The sequence below is a fragment of the Pseudomonas batumici genome (genome assembly GCF_000820515.1).
GTDB lineage: Bacteria > Pseudomonadota > Gammaproteobacteria > Pseudomonadales > Pseudomonadaceae > Aquipseudomonas > Aquipseudomonas batumici.
The window spans coordinates 18,621-36,302 of record NZ_JXDG01000112.1 but is presented as its reverse complement, the minus strand read 5'-3'; the positions used below and the strand labels follow the sequence as shown (position 1 = coordinate 36,302).

The following is a 17,682-nucleotide window of genomic DNA, read 5'->3' as shown; positions in this document are numbered from 1 at the left end:
CACGTCGCCGTCCCGGCGGGCTGTAGCGTGGCCGTTGCTCCATAACGTACGGCACGCCCTGTGAGATCAGTGCCGATGGTCAACAAGAACCCGAAACCGCCTTCCCTTCACCAGTGGCCTGAAGCCGCTGAAACCCTGTTGGCCTTGATGCACGCACAAGGTGAAGTCGCGCGCCTGAGCGAACGCGAACAGCTCTTCAGTTCCCTGCTGGTCAGCGTCAATGCGGTGCTCTGGGCCCTCGACTGGAACACCCGGCAGATGCTCTACGTCAGCCCCGCCTACGAGCGGATCTTCGGCCGCTCGGCCGGCCTGCTGCTGGCCGACTACAACGAATGGCGCAACAGCATCTACCCCGACGACCTCGACTATGCCGAACGCAGCCTGGCCCAGGTGCTGGAAACGGGGGCGGTGGAAGACCGCGAGTACCGCATCATCAGTGCCGACGGGCAGCTGCGCTGGCTCAGCGACAAGTGCTTCATCAGTCGCCACGCCGAACCGGGACAGCGGCTGATCGTGGTCGGCATGGCCGAGGACATCACCGAGAAGAAAGCGCTGGAGGATGAGTTGCAGCGCCTGGCCAGCACCGATGTGCTGACCGGCAGCAGCAACCGCCGGCACTTCTTCGACAGCGCCCAGCGGGCCTTCGAAGAGGCACGGCTGGAAGACTCGCCCCTGGCGTTCCTGCTGCTGGACATCGATGACTTCAAGCTGATCAATGACACCTACGGTCACCCCGAAGGCGACCTGGTGTTGCAACGGATCGCTGAAACCGGGCGCGGAGCGTTGCGGGTCGGGGATTTGTTCGGGCGCATCGGCGGTGAAGAATTCGCCGCCCTGCTGCCCGGTTGCACACCGGAAATGGCCCGGCAGATCGCCGAACGTTTGCAACGGGAAATCCAGCGCCTGAGCTTCAGCCATGATGGCAAGGGCTTTGGCGTCACCGTCAGCCAGGGCCTGGCCGGGGTGACGCCGGAGGATGAAACCCTCGACCCGCTGTTCGCCCGGGCGGACAGCGCCATGTACCAGGCCAAGCGCCAGGGCAAGAACCAGATCGTGCTGGCGTAGCACGGCGGCGCGAGCGTCAGTTCTTGCGCAAACGCACCAGCTCCGGCAACCCGACCTTCAGCAAGCGGGCCGTGCGCCCCTTGGCGATGTCCTCAACGCCCTCATGGGGTGTCAGCCGCGCCAATTGCGCCGCCAGGTTCATCACCAGGGCCTCGCGTGAGTAAACCCCGCCACCAAGCTGGTAGACCGCCGCAATCAGCTCCCGCAGCTCCAGCGGCAGGCGCCAGCGCGTGCGCAGCGCCGAACCGAAGCTCGCGCCCAGGGCATGGAGCGATTCGCCGATCAGTTCGTCATCCAGCTCACCTCCCGCGCTCAGCCACTCTTGCAGACAACGCAGCAAGGCCAGGTCGCCCAGACGATGCAACAGCCCGGCGCAGTAACAACGCTCCGGGTCCAGATCCAGCAAGCGTGCCAGGGAGTAGCCGTATTCGGCCGTGTGCAGCGACAGGTCCCAGTAGCGCTCGGCGTAGTCGCCCAGGGCCGCGTCGCTGAGCCGGGCGCTGCGCTTGAGGGTCAGGCCGAGGATCAGGTTCATGCTCTGCGCCACACCGAGCCGTTGCAACGCCTGGGCCAGGGTCTGAACCCCACTGCCGTGATGCTGCGCCGCACTGTTGGCGGCGGCGATCAACACCGCAGTGATTTGCGGGTCGGTGCGAACATCCTGCTCCAGCGCCTTCAGGTCGAGGTCGCCGGGATTGAGGCTGCGATTGACCGCCATCTGCACGTCCGCCATCAACGGCGCACCGTCCGACTCCCCGCGGCGGTGTTCGAGAAACTTCTCCAGGCTCATGCCCGGCCCCAGCGCCGGAACTTCGCACGAGACCGCCTGCCCGGCATCCAGCAGCAGATCCTGGAGGCGCTGGGTCAGGCTTTCCATGCTCAGGGGCTTGGTCAGGTAGGCAGTCGGGTGCAGCGGCAGGATTTCCCGCACGCTGGCCACGTCGTTGCGCGCACCCACCAGAATGAACGGCAGCGGCGGATTGCGTTTCTTCTGGCGCAAGCCGCGCAGCAGGCTCAGGCCGTCGACACCCGGCAGCTCCCAGTCCGCGATCACCAGGTCGAACGCTTGCTCGTTAAGCAGCTCCAGCGCCTCGTGGCCATCGGCACAGATTTCCAGTTGTGCATCGCAACGCACGCTCAACAGCACCTGCTTCAGCAAATCCCGTGGCCAAGGGTCCGCCTCGGCAATCAATACACGGGGTGCAGCAGGTAAATCCACAGCAGTCATCAAGCACTCTCCGAGGGCAGTCCTGATACCTTAGTCAATGCGCGCGGGCAGATACAGCCAAAAGCCACTATTGCGACGCCAGAAAACAAAAAAACCCGCCGAAGCGGGTCCTTTTGTTGATCACGTCACAACTCAGGCGAGCTCGGCGAAGCACTCTTCGATGATTGCCAGGCCCTTGTCCAGTTGCTCGTCCGGCGAGGTCAGCGGGACCAGTACGCGCAACACGTTGCCGTAGGTGCCGCAGGACAGCAGGATCAGCCCCTTGTCACGGGCCTTGGCCACGACCTGGGCCACGGCGGCCGCGTTCGGCTTGTGGCTGTCGCCGCCTTCGAACAGTTCCACGGCGATCATCGCGCCCAGGGCACGCACTTCACCGATCACTGCCGGGTGCTTGGCCTGAATCCGCTTCAGGCCGGTCACCAGGCGCTCGCCGACCGCTTTGCAGCGATCCAGCAGGTGCTCTTCCTCGAACACTTCCATCACGGCCAGGGCCGCGGCGCAAGCAATCGGGCTACCGGCGTAGGTGCCGCCCAGGCCGCCTGGGGCGATGGCGTCCATGTATTCGGCCTTGCCGCAGACACCGGCCAGCGGGAAGCCGCCGGCGATGGATTTGGCGAAGGTGGTCAGGTCGGCGGCAACGCCCATCTGTTCCATGGCGAAGAAGGTACCGGTACGACCGGCGCCGGTCTGCACTTCGTCGGCGATCAGCAGGATGCCGTGCTGGTCGCACAGGGCACGCAGGCGCTTCATGAATTCTTTTGGCGCGACGTAGAAACCGCCTTCGCCCTGGACCGGCTCGATGATGATCGCGGCGATATCACGTGGCTCGGCATCGTTCTTGAAGATGCGCTCGATGCTGGCGATGGAGTCGTCGATGCTCACGCCGTGCAGTTCGTTCGGGTACAGCGCGCGGAAGATGCCGCCAGGCATCAGGCCCATGCCGGCCGAGTAAGGCACGACTTTACCGGTCAGGCCCAGGGTCATCATGGTGCGACCGTGGTAGGCGCCGGTGAAGGCGATCACGCCGGCACGGCCAGTAGCGGCACGGGCGATTTTCACGGCGTTTTCCACAGCTTCCGAACCGGTGGTGACCAGCAGGGTTTTCTTGGCGAAATCACCCGGCACCTTGGCGTTCACTTTCTCGCACAGCTCTACGTAGGGTTCGTAGGCCAGGACCTGGAAGCAGGTGTGGGTCAGCTTGTTCAGCTGTTCGGTCACGGCGGCGATGATTTTCGGGTGCACGTGGCCGGTGTTCAGCACGGCGATACCGCCGGCGAAGTCGATGAACTCGCGGCCTTCGACGTCGGTCACAGTGGCGTTCTTCGCCGACTCGGCGAAAATCGGGTGGATCTGGCCGACACCGCGGGGTACAGCGGCTTCGCGGCGTTTCATCAGGGATGCGTTGGTCTTGCTCATGGTGTCCTCATTCACCGCTCATCGGGCGGCGTGATTCAAGGATGACGCGGCAGGGAGGCACTGCACCAGCATACGATGATCGACTGGCACAGCGTTCCGGCCACACTGAAGTATCGTTTGAAACGCGACAGGGGCAGCGCTCTCGTGCCCCTCTCGCTGAACCACCTGACTGGATTACACGCCCAGGCAGAGATATTTGATTTCCAGGTAGTCTTCGATGCCGTACTTGGAGCCTTCACGGCCCAGGCCCGAAGCCTTGATGCCGCCGAACGGCGCGACTTCGTTGGAGATCAGCCCGGTGTTGACACCGACCATGCCGTATTCCAGGGCCTCGGCCACACGGAACACACGGCCCAGGTCACGGGCGTAGAAGTACGAGGCCAGGCCGAACTCGGTGTCGTTGGACATCGCGATCACTTCGGCTTCGTCTTTGAAGCGGAACAGCGGGGCCAATGGACCGAAGGTTTCTTCCTTGGCCACGGCGGCGTCCTTGGAGACGTTGACCAGGATGGTCGGCTCGAAGAAGTTGCCTTCGATGGACTTGCCGCCGGCCAGCAGGGTCGCGCCCTTGCCCAGGGCATCGGCGATGTGTTCCTGGACCTTGGCCACGGCTTTCTCGTCGATCAGCGGACCGGTGGTGGTGCCCTCTTCCAGACCGTTGCCGATCTTGAGCTTGGCCACAGCCGCCTTCAGTTTCTCGGCGAAGGCGTCGTAGACCCCATCCTGGATGTACAGGCGGTTGGCGCAGACGCAGGTCTGGCCGTTGTTGCGGTACTTGGAGACGATCGCGCCTTCGACGGCCTTGTCCAGGTCCGCGTCGTCGAACACGATGAAGGGCGCGTTGCCGCCCAGTTCCAGGGAAACCTTCTTGATGTCCTTGGCGCATTCGGCCATCAGCTGGCGACCGATCTCGGTCGAGCCGGTGAAGGACAGCTTGCGCACGGTCGGGTTGCTGGTCAGTTCGCTGCCGATGTCGCCGGCGCTGCCGGTGACCACGCTGAACACGCCTTTCGGGATACCGGCACGCTGGGCCAGTTCGGCCAGGGCGAAGGCCGAGAACGGGGTTTGCGAAGCGGGCTTGAGCACCATGGTGCAACCGGCGGCCAGGGCCGGGCCGGCTTTACGGGTGATCATCGCGGCCGGGAAGTTCCACGGGGTGATGGCGGCGGTGACGCCGATCGGCTGCTTGATCACGATCAGGCGCTTGTCCGGCTGGTGGCCCGGAATCACATCGCCGTAGATACGCTTGGCTTCTTCGGCGAACCATTCGATGAAGGAGGCGGCGTAGACGATTTCGCCCTTGGCTTCGGCCAATGGCTTGCCTTGTTCGAGGGTCATCAGGCGGGCCAGGTCGTCCTGGTTCTCGATGATCAGTTCGAACCAGCGACGCAGTTTGTTCGCACGCTCTTTGGCGGTCAGTGCACGCCAGGCCGGCAGGGCCTTGTCGGCGGCTTCGATGGCACGGCGGGTTTCGGCAGTGCCCATTTTCGGCACGGTCCCGAGGATTTCGCCGGTGGCCGGGTTGTTGACCTTGATCGTCTGACCATTGTCCGCATCGACCCAAGCCCCATCGATGAAGGCTTGCTGGCGGAACAACTGGGTGTCTTTGAGCTGCATGTAGGCTTTCCTTAACAGCACCGCGCTTGCGCGCAGCGAATTATTGATTGTAGAAAGGCGCCTTGGGGGCTGCCGTCAGGAAATTCATTCACCGGGCCGAAGCACATAAATAGCGCACATGAGATGGATGTGCGGTTCAGCACCCAGACAAGAGCGTTTGAAATCTCAAACGAATCCTAGGGCCGCCTAGGGTAAAGGACAATAGTCTGTTCGAAAAAAAGAACGAAAAAGACGCTTTTGCGGAGTTTTTCTGATCAACGTACCCCGGGGCCTTCGCGATGCCTTTCGAAATCGCGAAGGCGGGGTGGCCGGCCATGGGTTCAAGATTTGAATGGCTTCAGTACTGTCAGCGGGCTGGTGGATTATCCGCGACACCGGCCTGGGCGATCTTCTCGGTGGTATCCAGGCTGTAGATTTGCATCACGCCCTGATTGGTGGCGGCCTGGCTGTCGGTGCTCAGCTGTTGCTGTTCCTCAGCGGCGTTTTCGAGCCGGATGCCGGTGGAGTGGGCCGCGGTTTGATAGAGGTTGCCCAGCACCTCGGCAGGGGCTTCGCCCAGCACCTTGACGTTGCTCTGGGTCACGGTATCGGTGATTTGATCGTTAACGGTAGCCATACTTTAACTTCCTTTGTCAGTACGAGTACGTGCCGGGTTCAGGGGTGAAACCGGAGCGGGCGCCGGATCGGCACGCAAAACCGGCGTTGCCTGAGGGTGATCCCGGATCTGGAGGGCGTCAATGGTTGCCAGACGGGCTGCTCGAACCGAGGCGGGCCGGGGCCATGAGCGCTGAAAACCGAAGAAGAGAATTTCCCGACAAAACCTGAATGGACGCCCCGAGCCGACATGGGTATGATGTCGCCCGCATAAGCACCAGTAGCTCAGCTGGATAGAGTACTGCCCTCCGAAGGCAGGGGTCGTGGGTTCGAATCCCGCCTGGTGCACCATACGCAACAACGAAAAGCCTCAGGTCGATGACCTGGGGCTTTTTTGGTTTTCAGAATCGGGATTTTGCATTTATCTGTCCTCAGTGTTAGCGACTGTCCTTTGTCCTAGGACAAAGGACAGTCGCTAACAGAGGCTACGATGAAGGGTCAAGACGTTCTGGTGCTTATCAAACTGAAAAAACGCCAGAGCTTGCTTTCAAATCTGTGACGAGCGGTGAACGCCGGCTATTCGTCAATCCGCCGCCTCACCACCTCCAGCAAATCCGCCCCCTCCCGGAGCAGCAGATACGCGGCACTGGTGAATCGGTACAGGTCGTTATCTTCAAGGCCGGTGATGCTCACGGACGTGATGCTTTCCAGCAGATCGGTACCCGCCTTGATGCGCTGCTGCGCGCACTCCAACAACTGTGCCATAGGAGCGCGGCTGTCGATCAGCAGGACGGGGCGGTCGGGGAAGTTGGTTTGCAGCGAAATGTATTGCGTCATATTGCGTAACTCCTGAATTGACGATCCGGCAAGTGAGTAAACCCGGCAGACTCGAAGGTCTCCCCGAACAGCCGCGATAAACCTCTCATGCCAATAGCACTTACGAAAGGAGAAAACAGGACTGCACCTAACTTGTTTCGGATCGCCAAATCCGGTCACTGACTTGTGTAGTGACAGACTGAACTATAGGGGCCAGTACCCAAAGTACGCAAGTCAACTTGGGCGACGTCGATGACCGCTGCCCGCTGAACGACCTATAGCGCCCTGACGAAAAACACCACTACCCGATCCGTAACCAGCACACGCTACAAGCCCGCGACCATTCTCACCAGGCGTCCCTGGCGGTTACATCTCCGACATCCTGCGAAACACAATTGACGCTCCCAAGTGTTGAGCCATCGATTAAAAAACGTAAGGCTGCCAAAAGGACTACCAGGATGATTTACAGATGACGCAGGGCTATCCCAAACCTTGGCAGAGCTATCAAGAGCAGCTTGAATTGCTGATGACTCGGGGAGTGGTCGTGACTGATCAACCCAAAGCTTTGGAGTACTTGGAACGCATCGGTTATTACCGCCTCAGCGGTTACTGGTTCGCCTTTCGCGAGCGCACGGAGATCTGCTGCCCACTGGTCCAGCATAAAAATCAGAAGCCATCCAAGACCAAACCTACCCGGTTTCCCCTGGAGAATTTCAAACCCGGTACCACTTTCCAAAATGCAGTCGACCTTTATGTCTTCGATAAGAAACTTCGCCTACTGACCCTGGACGCGCTGGAACGCATCGAAATCGCCTTACGAGTCGACATATCCCATGGGCTGGGCAAGCACGAAAAGTTTGCCTATCTAAAGCCGGAGCTGTTCCATGAGAGCTTCTCCACCCGGCTGGATGGTAAAACCGGGTTAACCAAGCATCATGTCTGGGTAGGTAAACACGCCGCTTTGATCAACCGCTCGAACGAAGATTTTATCCGTCACAACAAGGAAAAATACGGCCTTCCGCTGGCTGTCTGGGTAGCCTGCGAGGTTTGGGACTTTGGTACGTTATCGACCCTTTATGCAGGCATGACCGAGGCTGATCAAGACGCTATATCTCAGGCATACGGCATCAGCAACGGCAGGATCTTCGCCAGTTGGCTGCGCAGCCTAAACTATCTGCGAAACGTATGCGCCCATCACAGTCGCCTGTGGAACCGGAACATCGTTGATCAACCGAAGCTGCCACCTGCAGAGCAGGTTCCTTCGTTATCCGCGTTCCATGACGACCCACACCGACGTGCTCGTCCGTTCATGCTCTTGTGCATCACCCAACATCTGATGAAAGTCATTAACCCTTCATCAAGCTGGGGGAGACGACTAAAAGCGCTGCTGGAGAATGATTTCCCGAATTTGTCCCACCTCGATCTCAATCTGGAGGGCATAGGGGTCAACCACGATTGGCAGAGGCATGGCTGGTAAACGGAAAAATCCAGGCAATAAAAAACCCCTAAGCAGTCTCAGCACCGAAGCGCATCAACCGAGAGGGGCCGTGTTACGGACGATTATAAAGGCGAGAGCCCTCCCGTCAACACCAGTAAACACAATCGCTCCAGCAAACCCACCTCGGGTAACCGCTATGGCTGCCGCACACTGCCCCCCTATTGCGCCCTGGCAAAAAACACCGTCACCAGCCCGGTATCCCCCGACCGCTGCAACCCCGCGATGATCTTCACCAAACGCCCCTGGTTCAGGGCCTCCTTGACCGGTTTGAGCAGCGCGCGCTGACCCAGGGGCCTCAGGTCGAAATGCCGGTTGAACCAGCCATCCGTCAACTGCCGTGGGCCCCCTTGGTAGCGGGTCATGGGCACCGAGAGCTTGTCGGTCCATTTGAGCATGATGTAGTAGAGATGGTCCGAGCCAGGGTGGGTACAGAACAGGTTGACCGTGTTGAAGGATTGGGATTTCGGGATCTCGGTCACGACAAAGCCATGACGACGCAAGACGCCGATAACGGCGTTCTCGCTGTTCGAGGCCAACTCGGCAATGCGCGCCGCCCCCCTGGTGTCGAAAAGCCGAGGGTCCACGGCCTGGGGCGGATCAAAGTCCAACCGGTAAAAGCTCGTTGTACCGGTCGCACGACCGATGGGAAAGTGAGTCCGCCCAAGGGACTGGGCATCGAGTTCGCGCAACAGCACATCAAGGTGCACGCCCCGTGAACTCCAGGCTTCCTGCGTGCGCTTGAGCGCTACCATCCGGGTTGCCGTAACCGACGTATGTTCCACATCGGTTCGCTCGATCAGCCGGCTGATCGTCCTCTGCAGGCTGGCCGGCGTCATGCCCTCCAGGGGTTGCGCCAGGGTCCGCTCCAGAGGCTCGTTGAACAAGGGGGCACGCACTGTCCAGGCCTGGCGGCGTTGATCAAAAGTGGCCGGTATCGGCTGCTCGTCCAGGTGCCTCCACCAAAGCTTGAAGTCCGCCTCGGCATAGGTGGACAACGGAACGGAACGCTTCAGAAAAACGATATCGGGATGGATCCGGGAACCCTCGGGAAGCAGTTCGAAATAACGATCATCGAGCTTCAGCAGCCGAACGTGTTCAGCCCCCCGCCTCACATACATCCCTCGGCTCGCCGACAACTCCAGGACCTGTTCGTTCTCCAGTGCCAATCCCCACGCCTTCCAGTCCGTGGACAACAGGGCCGGCCGGCGCGTCATCCACTCCAGTTGCAACACGGGCGCCCCCACCGCCTCGGGCAACGCAGGCCGCGTCCAGGGTTGCCACATCGCGCGACTGGGACCCGGCTGGGGCTCAGGCGCATCGGCACGCAACAGGTATTCGCCCGGCTCGTGGATATACAGAACCAGCTCATTGTCCTGGGCAGCGGTTTTCTTCAAGCGCAAGGCATTCTCGCCCTTCGGCCGGTAGACCTCGTAGCGGTTGCTGCCATCGGTGATGAACTGCACACCGTTTTTCACATAGCTGCCGGCATTGGTCGGACCCTGCAGGGCCACCGCATCGTCCGGGGTAATCGTCGCTTCGTACCCGGGTAGCAGGGGTCTGGGCTTTGCGGCAACCTTCGTTTTCAGGGCCATCGCGCCTTTGTGAGACAGGCTCTGCCGCCGATCGAGGGTCCGCAAGGCCGCGCGCGACCAGCCCCCATGACCGACCCGTAGCGGCCGGGAGACCGCACCGCCCACCTTGCCCATCGGGTAGAACGTCAGCACGGCATCGACCAGCGTCATATGCGCCGCCTTGAAGAGTTCGAAGGCATCGTGCGGATCACCGCTGCGGTGAAGCCGGCGCAAAGCCACGGCCGTCTCATGCACATTGACCGCAATACTGACGACCGGCACCACCGACAACACCCTGAGCCAGTAGGCCGAGCGCTGTTCGCGTTCACGTATCTCGCGTAGCTGCGCCAATTGCCGAGCCGAGTTCGATAGCGTCCGGGCCCGTTGCTGCGCCCGCAGGACAAAGGCATGCGCCAGCACCAGCGACAGGTCGCAGCGTTGGGTTTTCCTGAGCCGCAACCAGTGTTCGGGATTTTCCGCGATCTCGCGCCTGACCTCCTTTTCCAGCGCCGCAGGATCCGGCACCGGTTGCTCCGGCTCGCTCGTCCACCAGCTCTTGGCCACCTTGAACGTGGAATTGACCGTGGCAATCGGATCGGCCCCCAAAGGCATCAGGTCGTTTGGAAGCCCATCATCGCGCGCAGGACTCAGGAGCCTTGAGCGCACCGCCTCCGGGTCTCGCTCGGCAGGATAACCCTCGATGACTTCCGCCTCCCAGCCGACCGCCAGCCTTTGCACAACGTCCACCACCCGCTGCGGCGCTCGCCCGATATCGACCAGTGCCCGTTGCGCCGCCGCCAGGTCAGTGTGCTCGGTCAGCACCTGCTCATGCGCAGCGCCCGGCAAATAGATGAGCGTTCTTGCGCAAACCTTGTCGTGGATGGCCACGGCATTGCCCACATGCCGGGCCCGGGCAAACGCCCGGCCGGCGAAGGTGACAAAGTGCAATTCGAGTTCAAGGCGCTCGTTGCGCAGGTCCGTGGCGCACTCCGCACTCAGGGCCCTCTCGAACACCTCGGCGGCCCAGTCGCTCAATCCCTGTTGCCGGGCACTGAACAACTCCATTCGGGCGCGTTGCCTGACCAGCCGGTACAGCAGCGCCTGATCGAACGCCCGTAGCGGTTCGAGCCTGGGATCATCGACACCGTAAAAAGCCCGCTGGATCAGGGTGTCGTAGTGGCCGCCAAGATCGAGTGCCGAAATCGTGCTCATCAGATAACCCGGCGTCAGTCGCTGCTGCCAGGCACGATCCAGTACCCGTCCGTGCTGCAACCGACGTTTGCTCCAGGGCGCTTGCGGGTCGAGGTTTTCCAGGGCCAGGCGCAAGAGGCTGTAGGTAGTGCGCGCCTCACTGACCACCGTCTTCGGACCCGCCTCAGCCACCGTGCGTTCAGGATGCCCGACCCACACCCGCTCGACGCTGTCGGGCAGATCGAACAGCGGCTTGTCGATATCCAGCCCCGGATAAAAGCCGTCCTGCTTGAGCCGCTCGATGATTTTCCCACGGGCAAAGTCATCCAGATCCGGCAACTGACGCTCCAGCTTGAGCTCCAGGGCCTGCACATGTTTCTGGTAACGGGCCAGCAGTCGTGCGTACTGCTGGCGGTCCGCGCGTGATGCCGCGGACAACCAGCCGGGAAGCCCCTGCGCCTGCACGGCACCGAGTTGCAGGACGGCCACCTTGTCCAGCGCGCGCTCCCGGGCATCGTGACCCGGGACGCCGAGGTTCTCCTCCAACTCATGGGCCAGCATTTGCAGGGAGCTGCGGGCGTCGCCGATTTCCGAGAAGGGCCGCAAGCCACCCTCGATCAGCCGACAAACCCGAAGGTGGTCCTGGACCTGTTGCTGGAGTCCCTGCCGCAGGGCGTCCGTTTCAATGGACTGATAGTGGATGGGTATCGGTTCGCCGACAGGCCGACTCCGCACCCAACTGCGCGCCTCGCCACGCTGGTCCCGGGGGATCAGTGGCCAGAGGGTGTCGCACTCCGGACTGCGCAAGGTGATCTCCAGCCGTTGCGAGAGACTGTCGAGGCTCATGAAGCGTTGCAGCCCGCCCAGCCGGCCCGGCACAAACAGCAGCGCCGACGTGCCCGCGCGCGGATCGGCCAACGCTTGCCGGGTACTGATGACGCAGGCCCCCGTCAGCGACCAGGGCGAGTTCGCTGGCCCCAGGCTGATGGCGGCGATCCGTGTGTCATTGGCAACCCGCACCTCCACCAGGGGTGGCGGCAGCACATCGAGCACACGCTCCAACTCCTTCTGATCGATCAACCCGAGCTGATGCTGCATCTGCGCCTCGTGCAAAAGCCCCTGGCTGCGCCTTTTGAACAACTGGCCGGGAAGATCGTGGCCCTCCTGGTCCCGGGTGCTCCAGAATGCCGACTGGAAATGCCCTTCCCGGTTCTGGAGCAGACCCTGGACATCAGCCGCCTGCTGTCGCCAAAGCTTATGGCGCGCCAGCAGCTCGCTATAGGCCGGGGTGTCGCGTCCCGGGTCTTGCTCATCGAGCAGCTTGAGAAGGCCGCGTTCCTGCTGCCGGACCTTGCCCTGGCGCAGGCGCACGGGAAGATCCGCCACCAGGCTGCCGAAAGTGATCTCGAACATTCTGCGCAGTTCGTCGCGCCGAAGCAGATGCGCAAGCGTCGTCCCGAGGGGCGGCAAGCGTGTCAATGCCGTGCGCGACTCCTGCATGGCCTCGACCGCCTGCAGCGGCGTCAGACGCCCGGCATCGGTCAATCCCCCGGGCAGCATGCACACCGTGTTGAGCAACAGCGCGGCGGCCCATTCATTAGCCAATTGCGTATCCAGCCGACTCAGGGCGCTATGGGCCAGGGCATCGCCGGCGAGCGCCGCGCAGGCCTGGAAGTGGTAGGCCAGGGCCGGGCCATCCGGTTGGGGAAACAGCTGATGACGCTCTGACAACGCCAGCAACTGCCAGAGCCGATAGTTGCCCGGTGCGTTGAACAGTTGCGCAAGCCCGCGTTGCAGCTCGGCGGGGCTGGCAAACTCGAAGAACTCCGCCGACATACCGGGTACGAAAACCACCTGCCTGCCACGCTCGGCCCTGCTGGCATCCTGCAAGTGCAAGGCTCCGCTCAACGCCACCGTCGCCTGCGCCTTTCCCGGCCAGACCAGCTCCGACACCGCAAGACGGGCCCACCGACCACCGGCCAGCGTCCGCGCTTCGGGGGTCGGTGCATCCAGCAAGCCCATCAGCATGTTGAACCCGGCAATGGACAACTCGTCGACGCCATAGGCCAGCAAGGCCTTGTCGTGAAACAGCAGCTTGTGCAGTTCGATCAGCCGGTCCCGCCGCGAGACATTGCTATCGTCGGCCGGCTGATGCCAATAGCTGCGCAGGGCGTTGTCGATCCTGGAAGACAGCCCCAGGGCCTTCAGACTCCCCAGGACCTGCTCCGGGTCCAGCCGCAGGACGCTGTCCGGTTCGTCGGCAAGGCTCAATCGAACCCCATGGCCCGGCTCCAGGGACAGAAACGGATTACGCAACAGCGACATGGCCACCTGCGCCAGGGTCCGCGCCGTTTGCCCGTCGCCGCTGCGCAATGGCGGGGTGAACAGGAGCCGGTGCGGATCGTGGCCGAAGGTCTCGGTCAATAAGTGTTTGAGCACGGCGCCGATCTGCGGCGCCCGCTCGAAGAGCCTCTTGAGCCGGTGCTGGCTATCGAGCCCACGCACCAGCGCCGCCTGGAGCCGGTTGAGCAGCAGACTGGGGCGTTCCGAGGTTGCGAGACGCTCCGAGAGTTTCTCGGCCAAGCGCTTCAGCGCGGCGTCAGGGGCGGGTAAAACCGCCGTTGCATCCTCATTGGCCGACTCGGCGGCCTCCCTGCGAGGATCCTCTACGCGGGTGTTCATACGGTTTCCCTTGTTCCATGGAAAAAGGGAAAAGCGTAGAGCGCAGCCTATCGTGCCCGTGCATTAGATAGTTAAGGACCGCGTTCGAGTTCACTGCGCGGTGCCCATGGCATTCGGGTCAAGCCTGGAACAATCTCAGGCGCGGTCGCCTTCATCCTCCGACGACAGCCGGATGACGTGAGGATGAGCCGGCGGCGCCAGCGGCCGCGGTTGCTCCTGCGGCTCAACACGATACAGGTGTGTAAACACTTCACGCACCCCGCCCTGCTCATCGTTGTGCACGACCATCCTTGCGGACTGGCGCATCCGGGCGAACTTGTCCTCACTGAGCTTGAAGCTGCGACTCAACCCCTCATCCCCGACCACCGGCGCCGGCAAACGGCGTTGGGAGAAACTACGGCTCTTGCGCTGTTGATACCGCGCCCAGCTGACCAACACCACCGCATTCAACAGGCCGATCCACAGATAAACCTCCAGGGTATTGAGGGCATCGAAGAACGAGACATCGATTCGCGGCCCCGTATGCCCGTCGAACAACGGCCACAACCCCTGGATCAGCAGATACAACAGGCCGGTCCAGGCCAGCAGGGTCAGGATCGTGTCGACTACCACCAGGAAAGGCCGCTGGCGGGTTCTGATGATTTTCATGAGCGCACCTTCTGCTTGTCATCATCGACAGGCTTGATCCCCCGATCCGGGCTGACCCAGCGGGCTCGCTTGTTGGTCTGACCGAACAACACCCGGGGAAAGCTGACCAGGGTGGTGAAAAAGCTGATGAACCAGAACACCAGCGGATACCAGACCACCCAGAACATGATTTTCCAGAGATCTCTTTCGTAGCGGCGGTCGATCAACACGCTGACCGCAAACTGTCCCAGGCAGACCGTCGCCAGCAGCAGCCCGGTAAAGGCCGGTGGCACAATGCGATGCACGGCAATCGCGGCCGGTATCTCGATAAAATGCCCCAGGCAATAGAAAACGATCGACAACAGCAGGATGAACGACCAGCCCGTCGACAGGCAGTATTCGAACAACAGCGGCCACAGGTAACGATGGCGCCACTGCCAGATACCCCGGATGTTCTTGAACAACACTTCTGCCCCACCCTGGGCCCAGCGCAACCGCTGTTTCCACAGCCCGCGCACGGTTTCCGGCATGAGGATCCAGCACAGGGCCCGCGGCTCGTAGAAAATGCTCCAGTGGTCCAGTTGCAGCTTCCAACTGACATCGATGTCTTCGGTGATCATGTTCGGGCTCCAGTAGCCCACCCGGTCCAGCGCGGTGCGGCGGAAGGCGCAGATCACCCCGGAGATGGTGAAGATCCGCCCCAAGACCCGCTGTGTGCGCTTGATCAAGCCGATGATCGAGGAAAATTCGCCGACCTGGACCCGCCCGACCAGGGTCGAGCGGGTACGGATCCGCGGGTTGCCGGTGACGGCCCCCAGGCGCGAGTTCTGCAGCAACGGCGCCACCATGTAGGCCGCCGTGTTCGGCGCCAGCAAGGCGTCGCCGTCGATGCACAGCAAATACTCGCTGCGCGCCGCCACGGTGCCCATCCGCAAGGCCACCGCCTTGCCCTGGTTCTGCGCCAAGTGGATGACCCGCAAGCGCGGGTCCAGCAACGCCAGTTCATCCAGCAGTTGGCCGGTGTTGTCCTTGGAACCGTCATTGATGGCGATCACTTCGATGTTCGGGTAACGCTGGGCCAATGCGGCCTCGATGGTCTCGGCGACGTTATCCTCTTCGTTGAAGCAAGGGATCAGGATCGAGATCAGCGGTTCACCCGGCAGCGGCGGTGGCAAGGTATCGGCCTCCCAGGGCCAATGGCGCTCCCAGTGCAGCCAGAAGTACAAGCCGCCGGCAATCCACAACCCCGACATGAACAACGGGTAGAAGAACACGAAGTCCATCAGGAATTGTCCGGTGACCAGGAAAACCACGCCCAGGGGAACCCCCAGGACGAGCGCCAGGACGATCAGTGCCAGGATTCGATCCATCATGATCTAAGGATTCCAGTAGTTGGAAAGCGCGGGGCGCACGACATCGACAGCCGGGCGGCCGTCCAGAAAGTTGTCCGGGTAGTAGCCGAAACTGGTGGCGCCCTGGCGCTTGAGCTGGCCCATCCACTCCGCCAGCTGTTCGCCGTCAAGGTCCGTCGCGGGCTTGTGGCGCCAGTCCCGGGCCTGCAGTTCGAACACGGTGCGGTCGAGGGCACCCGGGCGTTGCTTGACCTTACCGACCAATGCCTCCAGCCAGTCACCCGAGTGTTTCTCGCTCTGCCCCTCCATCAACGGCATGGCCATGGTCGCGGTCCAGTCGTAGCTGGCCAGGAAGTCATCGAGGTTCTGGGCAAACCAGGCTTCGCTTTGCGGATCGATCACCGGTTCGGCGAACAGATTACGCGCGGTCTGGATCTGGGGCCCGCGAATCGCGCGGACCTTGGCCGTCAGCTCGTCGGTGAAGTCGACCAGGTAGCGGCTCTTGAAACGGCTCCAGCGCTGAAGGGTCGCCGGGTCGGCGCGCAAGGCGCTCATCGAGCCTGGCAGGCCGTTGGCCGCATAGGTGCGCAGCGCTTGAGGGCCGGCATCCTCGAAATCCGACAGCAGCGCATCGTCATGGTAGAGAATGCCGTCGACCGAGGACAGGCGGGCGACGTCTTCGTAGATTTCGCCAATGATCCGCCGTACGTTCGGGTCGAACGGCGACAGGCGCTTGTACTGTTTCGGGTCAATCGAGGTCTGCCCGCTAGCCGGGTCCCAGCGCGTCACGCGGGGGAGTTTTTCATCCAGGGCAAAAGCGAGCACCGGCATCCAGGCGAAGACCTTGACGTGGGCGCGGGTGCGCAGTTGCCAGGCGGCACGGTCGAACAGGTCGGCGCGCACCGGCAGATGACGGTTGGGGAAGTACAGCGAGCGCGCCAGGCCGTCGCCTTCGGGATCGGCGAACGCTTGCAGGAAAACGCTATTGGCGCCCATGTCCACGACGCGCTGGATCATCTTGCCCAGATTGATCTCCTGCCGGGCCGGGTCCGGGTCGTAGACATCATCCAGGTCGATATGCATCACGCGCAGCGGCGTCACGGTCTGCACCGCCACGATATTGCTGGCGAAGCTGGCGCCATCGGGGTCCGCGGCCACGAGAAAACGCGGGCTGTTCATCAGTTGATCGGGACGGACGAGGCCGTCTTCCAGGGTCAGCGCCATCGTGTAGCCCTGGTCGGCGATCACGCTCAACGCGGTGCCGTCGGCGGCACCATAGGGCCAGATCCAGACACGCGGCGAGTAACCGGTGGCCGCACGGATCTTCGTCGAGATGGCCGTAACGTCCTCCTGCAGACGGTTCCGGAAGTCGGCCTCGCTTTCATAACGACCGGTTGCCATGTCATAACCACGGGTCGTCGCGGCCGGTTGCAGGCTGCCCTGGGGGTTGGCAACCATGCCATGGTGGCCGGCGTTGGTGTGAGCGGCAATTTCCACCAGCCCGGAAGCCGCGACTTCCTTGATCTGCGCCCAGGTCAGGAACTCGGAGCGCGGACGCAACTGACCGGCGAAATCCACCGGTTTGTCCGCCGGGGTATCGATCCACACCCCCACCGGCGCCAGCACGGCAGGCCATTGATAACTCCTGAGCACCGGCATCACCCGGGTATAGAAGCTCGAATAACCGTCATCGAAGGTCAACAGCACCGCCTTGGGCGGCAACTCCGGGCCGCCCTTGCGGGCCGCGAGGATCTGATCCACGCTCACCGGCCGATAGTTGTTCTCCCGCAACCACGCAAGCTGCTGGATCAGCCGTTCGGTCCGCACGCCCACCACGGCCTGATCGGGATCGCTGTCCGCGATGTCATGGTAGGTGAGGGCCAGCACCTGGTTCTTCGGCCAGGGGGCTTGATTGATCGGCACCGGCCGCTGCGCGGGTTCGACGAACAGCATCGGCTTCTGGGCGCAGGCGCTGACCAGCAAGGCTCCCAGTAGCAGGATGCAACGCATCAACGTGGGCATCAT

At 62.3% G+C, this 17,682-nt stretch carries 10 protein-coding genes, 1 tRNA gene and 1 pseudogene; 3 read left to right on the top strand and 9 right to left on the bottom strand.

The window, feature by feature from the left end; genetic code table 11:
* Nucleotides 1-75: 75 nt before the first annotated feature.
* The gene (locus UCMB321_RS28810) at nt 76-1,065 is read left to right on the top strand and encodes a GGDEF domain-containing protein (protein WP_040071965.1); all 990 of its coding nucleotides are present in this window, start codon (nt 76-78) and stop codon (nt 1,063-1,065) included.
* Between the two features lie 16 nt (nt 1,066-1,081).
* Here the strand turns inward: UCMB321_RS28810 and UCMB321_RS28805 are convergent, their stop codons facing one another.
* The 4 genes and pseudogenes from UCMB321_RS28805 to UCMB321_RS28790 form a co-directional block, all read right to left on the bottom strand.
* Entirely contained in the window at nt 1,082-2,293 is a 1,212-nt protein-coding gene (locus tag UCMB321_RS28805; protein WP_040071964.1) for an HDOD domain-containing protein, read from the bottom strand.
* A 132-nt stretch (nt 2,294-2,425) separates the two neighbouring features.
* Complete coding sequence (gene gabT / locus UCMB321_RS28800; RefSeq protein ID WP_040071963.1) at nt 2,426-3,709, bottom strand: 4-aminobutyrate--2-oxoglutarate transaminase; 1,284 nt, start codon at nt 3,707-3,709, stop codon at nt 2,426-2,428.
* Between the two features lie 174 nt (nt 3,710-3,883).
* Nucleotides 3,884-5,326 (bottom strand): NADP-dependent succinate-semialdehyde dehydrogenase, encoded by a 1,443-nt coding sequence (gene gabD, locus UCMB321_RS28795; protein WP_040071962.1) that lies wholly within the window; start codon nt 5,324-5,326, stop codon nt 3,884-3,886.
* A gap of 320 nt (nt 5,327-5,646) precedes the next feature.
* A pseudogene (locus UCMB321_RS28790) lies at nt 5,647-5,942 on the bottom strand (RebB family R body protein).
* Between the two features lie 252 nt (nt 5,943-6,194).
* On the opposite strand from UCMB321_RS28790, the gene UCMB321_RS28785 reads away from it, so the two are divergent.
* Nucleotides 6,195-6,271, top strand: a tRNA-Arg gene (locus UCMB321_RS28785).
* Between the two features lie 225 nt (nt 6,272-6,496).
* Here UCMB321_RS28785 and UCMB321_RS28780 read toward each other — a convergent pair.
* Nucleotides 6,497-6,757 (bottom strand): hypothetical protein, encoded by a 261-nt coding sequence (locus UCMB321_RS28780; protein WP_040071961.1) that lies wholly within the window; start codon nt 6,755-6,757, stop codon nt 6,497-6,499.
* Nucleotides 6,758-7,205: 448 nt separating this feature from the next.
* Here UCMB321_RS28780 and UCMB321_RS28775 point away from each other — a divergent pair, with 448 nt between their 5' ends.
* Nucleotides 7,206-8,213, top strand: coding sequence for an Abi family protein (locus tag UCMB321_RS28775; RefSeq protein ID WP_040071960.1), 1,008 nt, complete (start codon nt 7,206-7,208; stop codon nt 8,211-8,213).
* A 179-nt stretch (nt 8,214-8,392) separates the two neighbouring features.
* On the opposite strand, the gene UCMB321_RS28770 is transcribed toward UCMB321_RS28775, so the two are convergent.
* The 4 genes from UCMB321_RS28770 to pgaB all read right to left on the bottom strand — a co-directional run bounded on the left by UCMB321_RS28770 (nt 8,393) and on the right by pgaB (nt 17,679).
* Nucleotides 8,393-13,678 carry a dermonecrotic toxin domain-containing protein gene (locus UCMB321_RS28770; RefSeq protein ID WP_040071959.1) on the bottom strand — a complete coding sequence of 1,762 codons (5,286 nt, stop codon included), beginning with the start codon at nt 13,676-13,678 and terminating at the stop codon, nt 8,393-8,395.
* Between the two features lie 135 nt (nt 13,679-13,813).
* Nucleotides 13,814-14,326, bottom strand: coding sequence for a poly-beta-1,6-N-acetyl-D-glucosamine biosynthesis protein PgaD (gene pgaD / locus UCMB321_RS28765; protein WP_040071958.1), 513 nt, complete (start codon nt 14,324-14,326; stop codon nt 13,814-13,816).
* Nucleotides 14,323-15,678 (bottom strand): poly-beta-1,6-N-acetyl-D-glucosamine synthase, encoded by a 1,356-nt coding sequence (gene pgaC, locus UCMB321_RS28760; RefSeq protein ID WP_040071957.1) that lies wholly within the window; start codon nt 15,676-15,678, stop codon nt 14,323-14,325. The genes pgaD and pgaC overlap by 4 nt, the downstream gene beginning before the upstream one ends.
* Nucleotides 15,679-15,681: 3 nt before the next feature.
* On the bottom strand, nt 15,682-17,679 hold the full coding sequence (pgaB, locus tag UCMB321_RS28755; RefSeq protein WP_040071994.1) for a poly-beta-1,6-N-acetyl-D-glucosamine N-deacetylase PgaB: 1,998 nt from the start codon (nt 17,677-17,679) through the stop codon (nt 15,682-15,684).
* Nucleotides 17,680-17,682: the final 3 nt, after the last annotated feature.

Excerpts from the sequence above, each read along its gene's own strand:
- UCMB321_RS28810 (WP_040071965.1), top strand. The coding sequence starts at position 76 with ATGGTCAACAAGAACCCGAAACCGCCTTCCCTTCACCAGTGGCCTGAA.
- UCMB321_RS28805 (WP_040071964.1), bottom strand. The coding sequence starts at position 2,293 with ATGACTGCTGTGGATTTACCTGCTGCACCCCGTGTATTGATTGCCGAG.
- gabT (WP_040071963.1), bottom strand. The coding sequence starts at position 3,709 with ATGAGCAAGACCAACGCATCCCTGATGAAACGCCGCGAAGCCGCTGTA.
- gabD (WP_040071962.1), bottom strand. The coding sequence starts at position 5,326 with ATGCAGCTCAAAGACACCCAGTTGTTCCGCCAGCAAGCCTTCATCGAT.
- UCMB321_RS28780 (WP_040071961.1), bottom strand. The coding sequence starts at position 6,757 with ATGACGCAATACATTTCGCTGCAAACCAACTTCCCCGACCGCCCCGTC.
- UCMB321_RS28775 (WP_040071960.1), top strand. The coding sequence starts at position 7,206 with ATGACGCAGGGCTATCCCAAACCTTGGCAGAGCTATCAAGAGCAGCTT.
- UCMB321_RS28770 (WP_040071959.1), bottom strand. The coding sequence starts at position 13,678 with ATGAACACCCGCGTAGAGGATCCTCGCAGGGAGGCCGCCGAGTCGGCC.
- pgaD (WP_040071958.1), bottom strand. The coding sequence starts at position 14,326 with ATGAAAATCATCAGAACCCGCCAGCGGCCTTTCCTGGTGGTAGTCGAC.
- pgaC (WP_040071957.1), bottom strand. The coding sequence starts at position 15,678 with ATGATGGATCGAATCCTGGCACTGATCGTCCTGGCGCTCGTCCTGGGG.
- pgaB (WP_040071994.1), bottom strand. The coding sequence starts at position 17,679 with ATGCCCACGTTGATGCGTTGCATCCTGCTACTGGGAGCCTTGCTGGTC.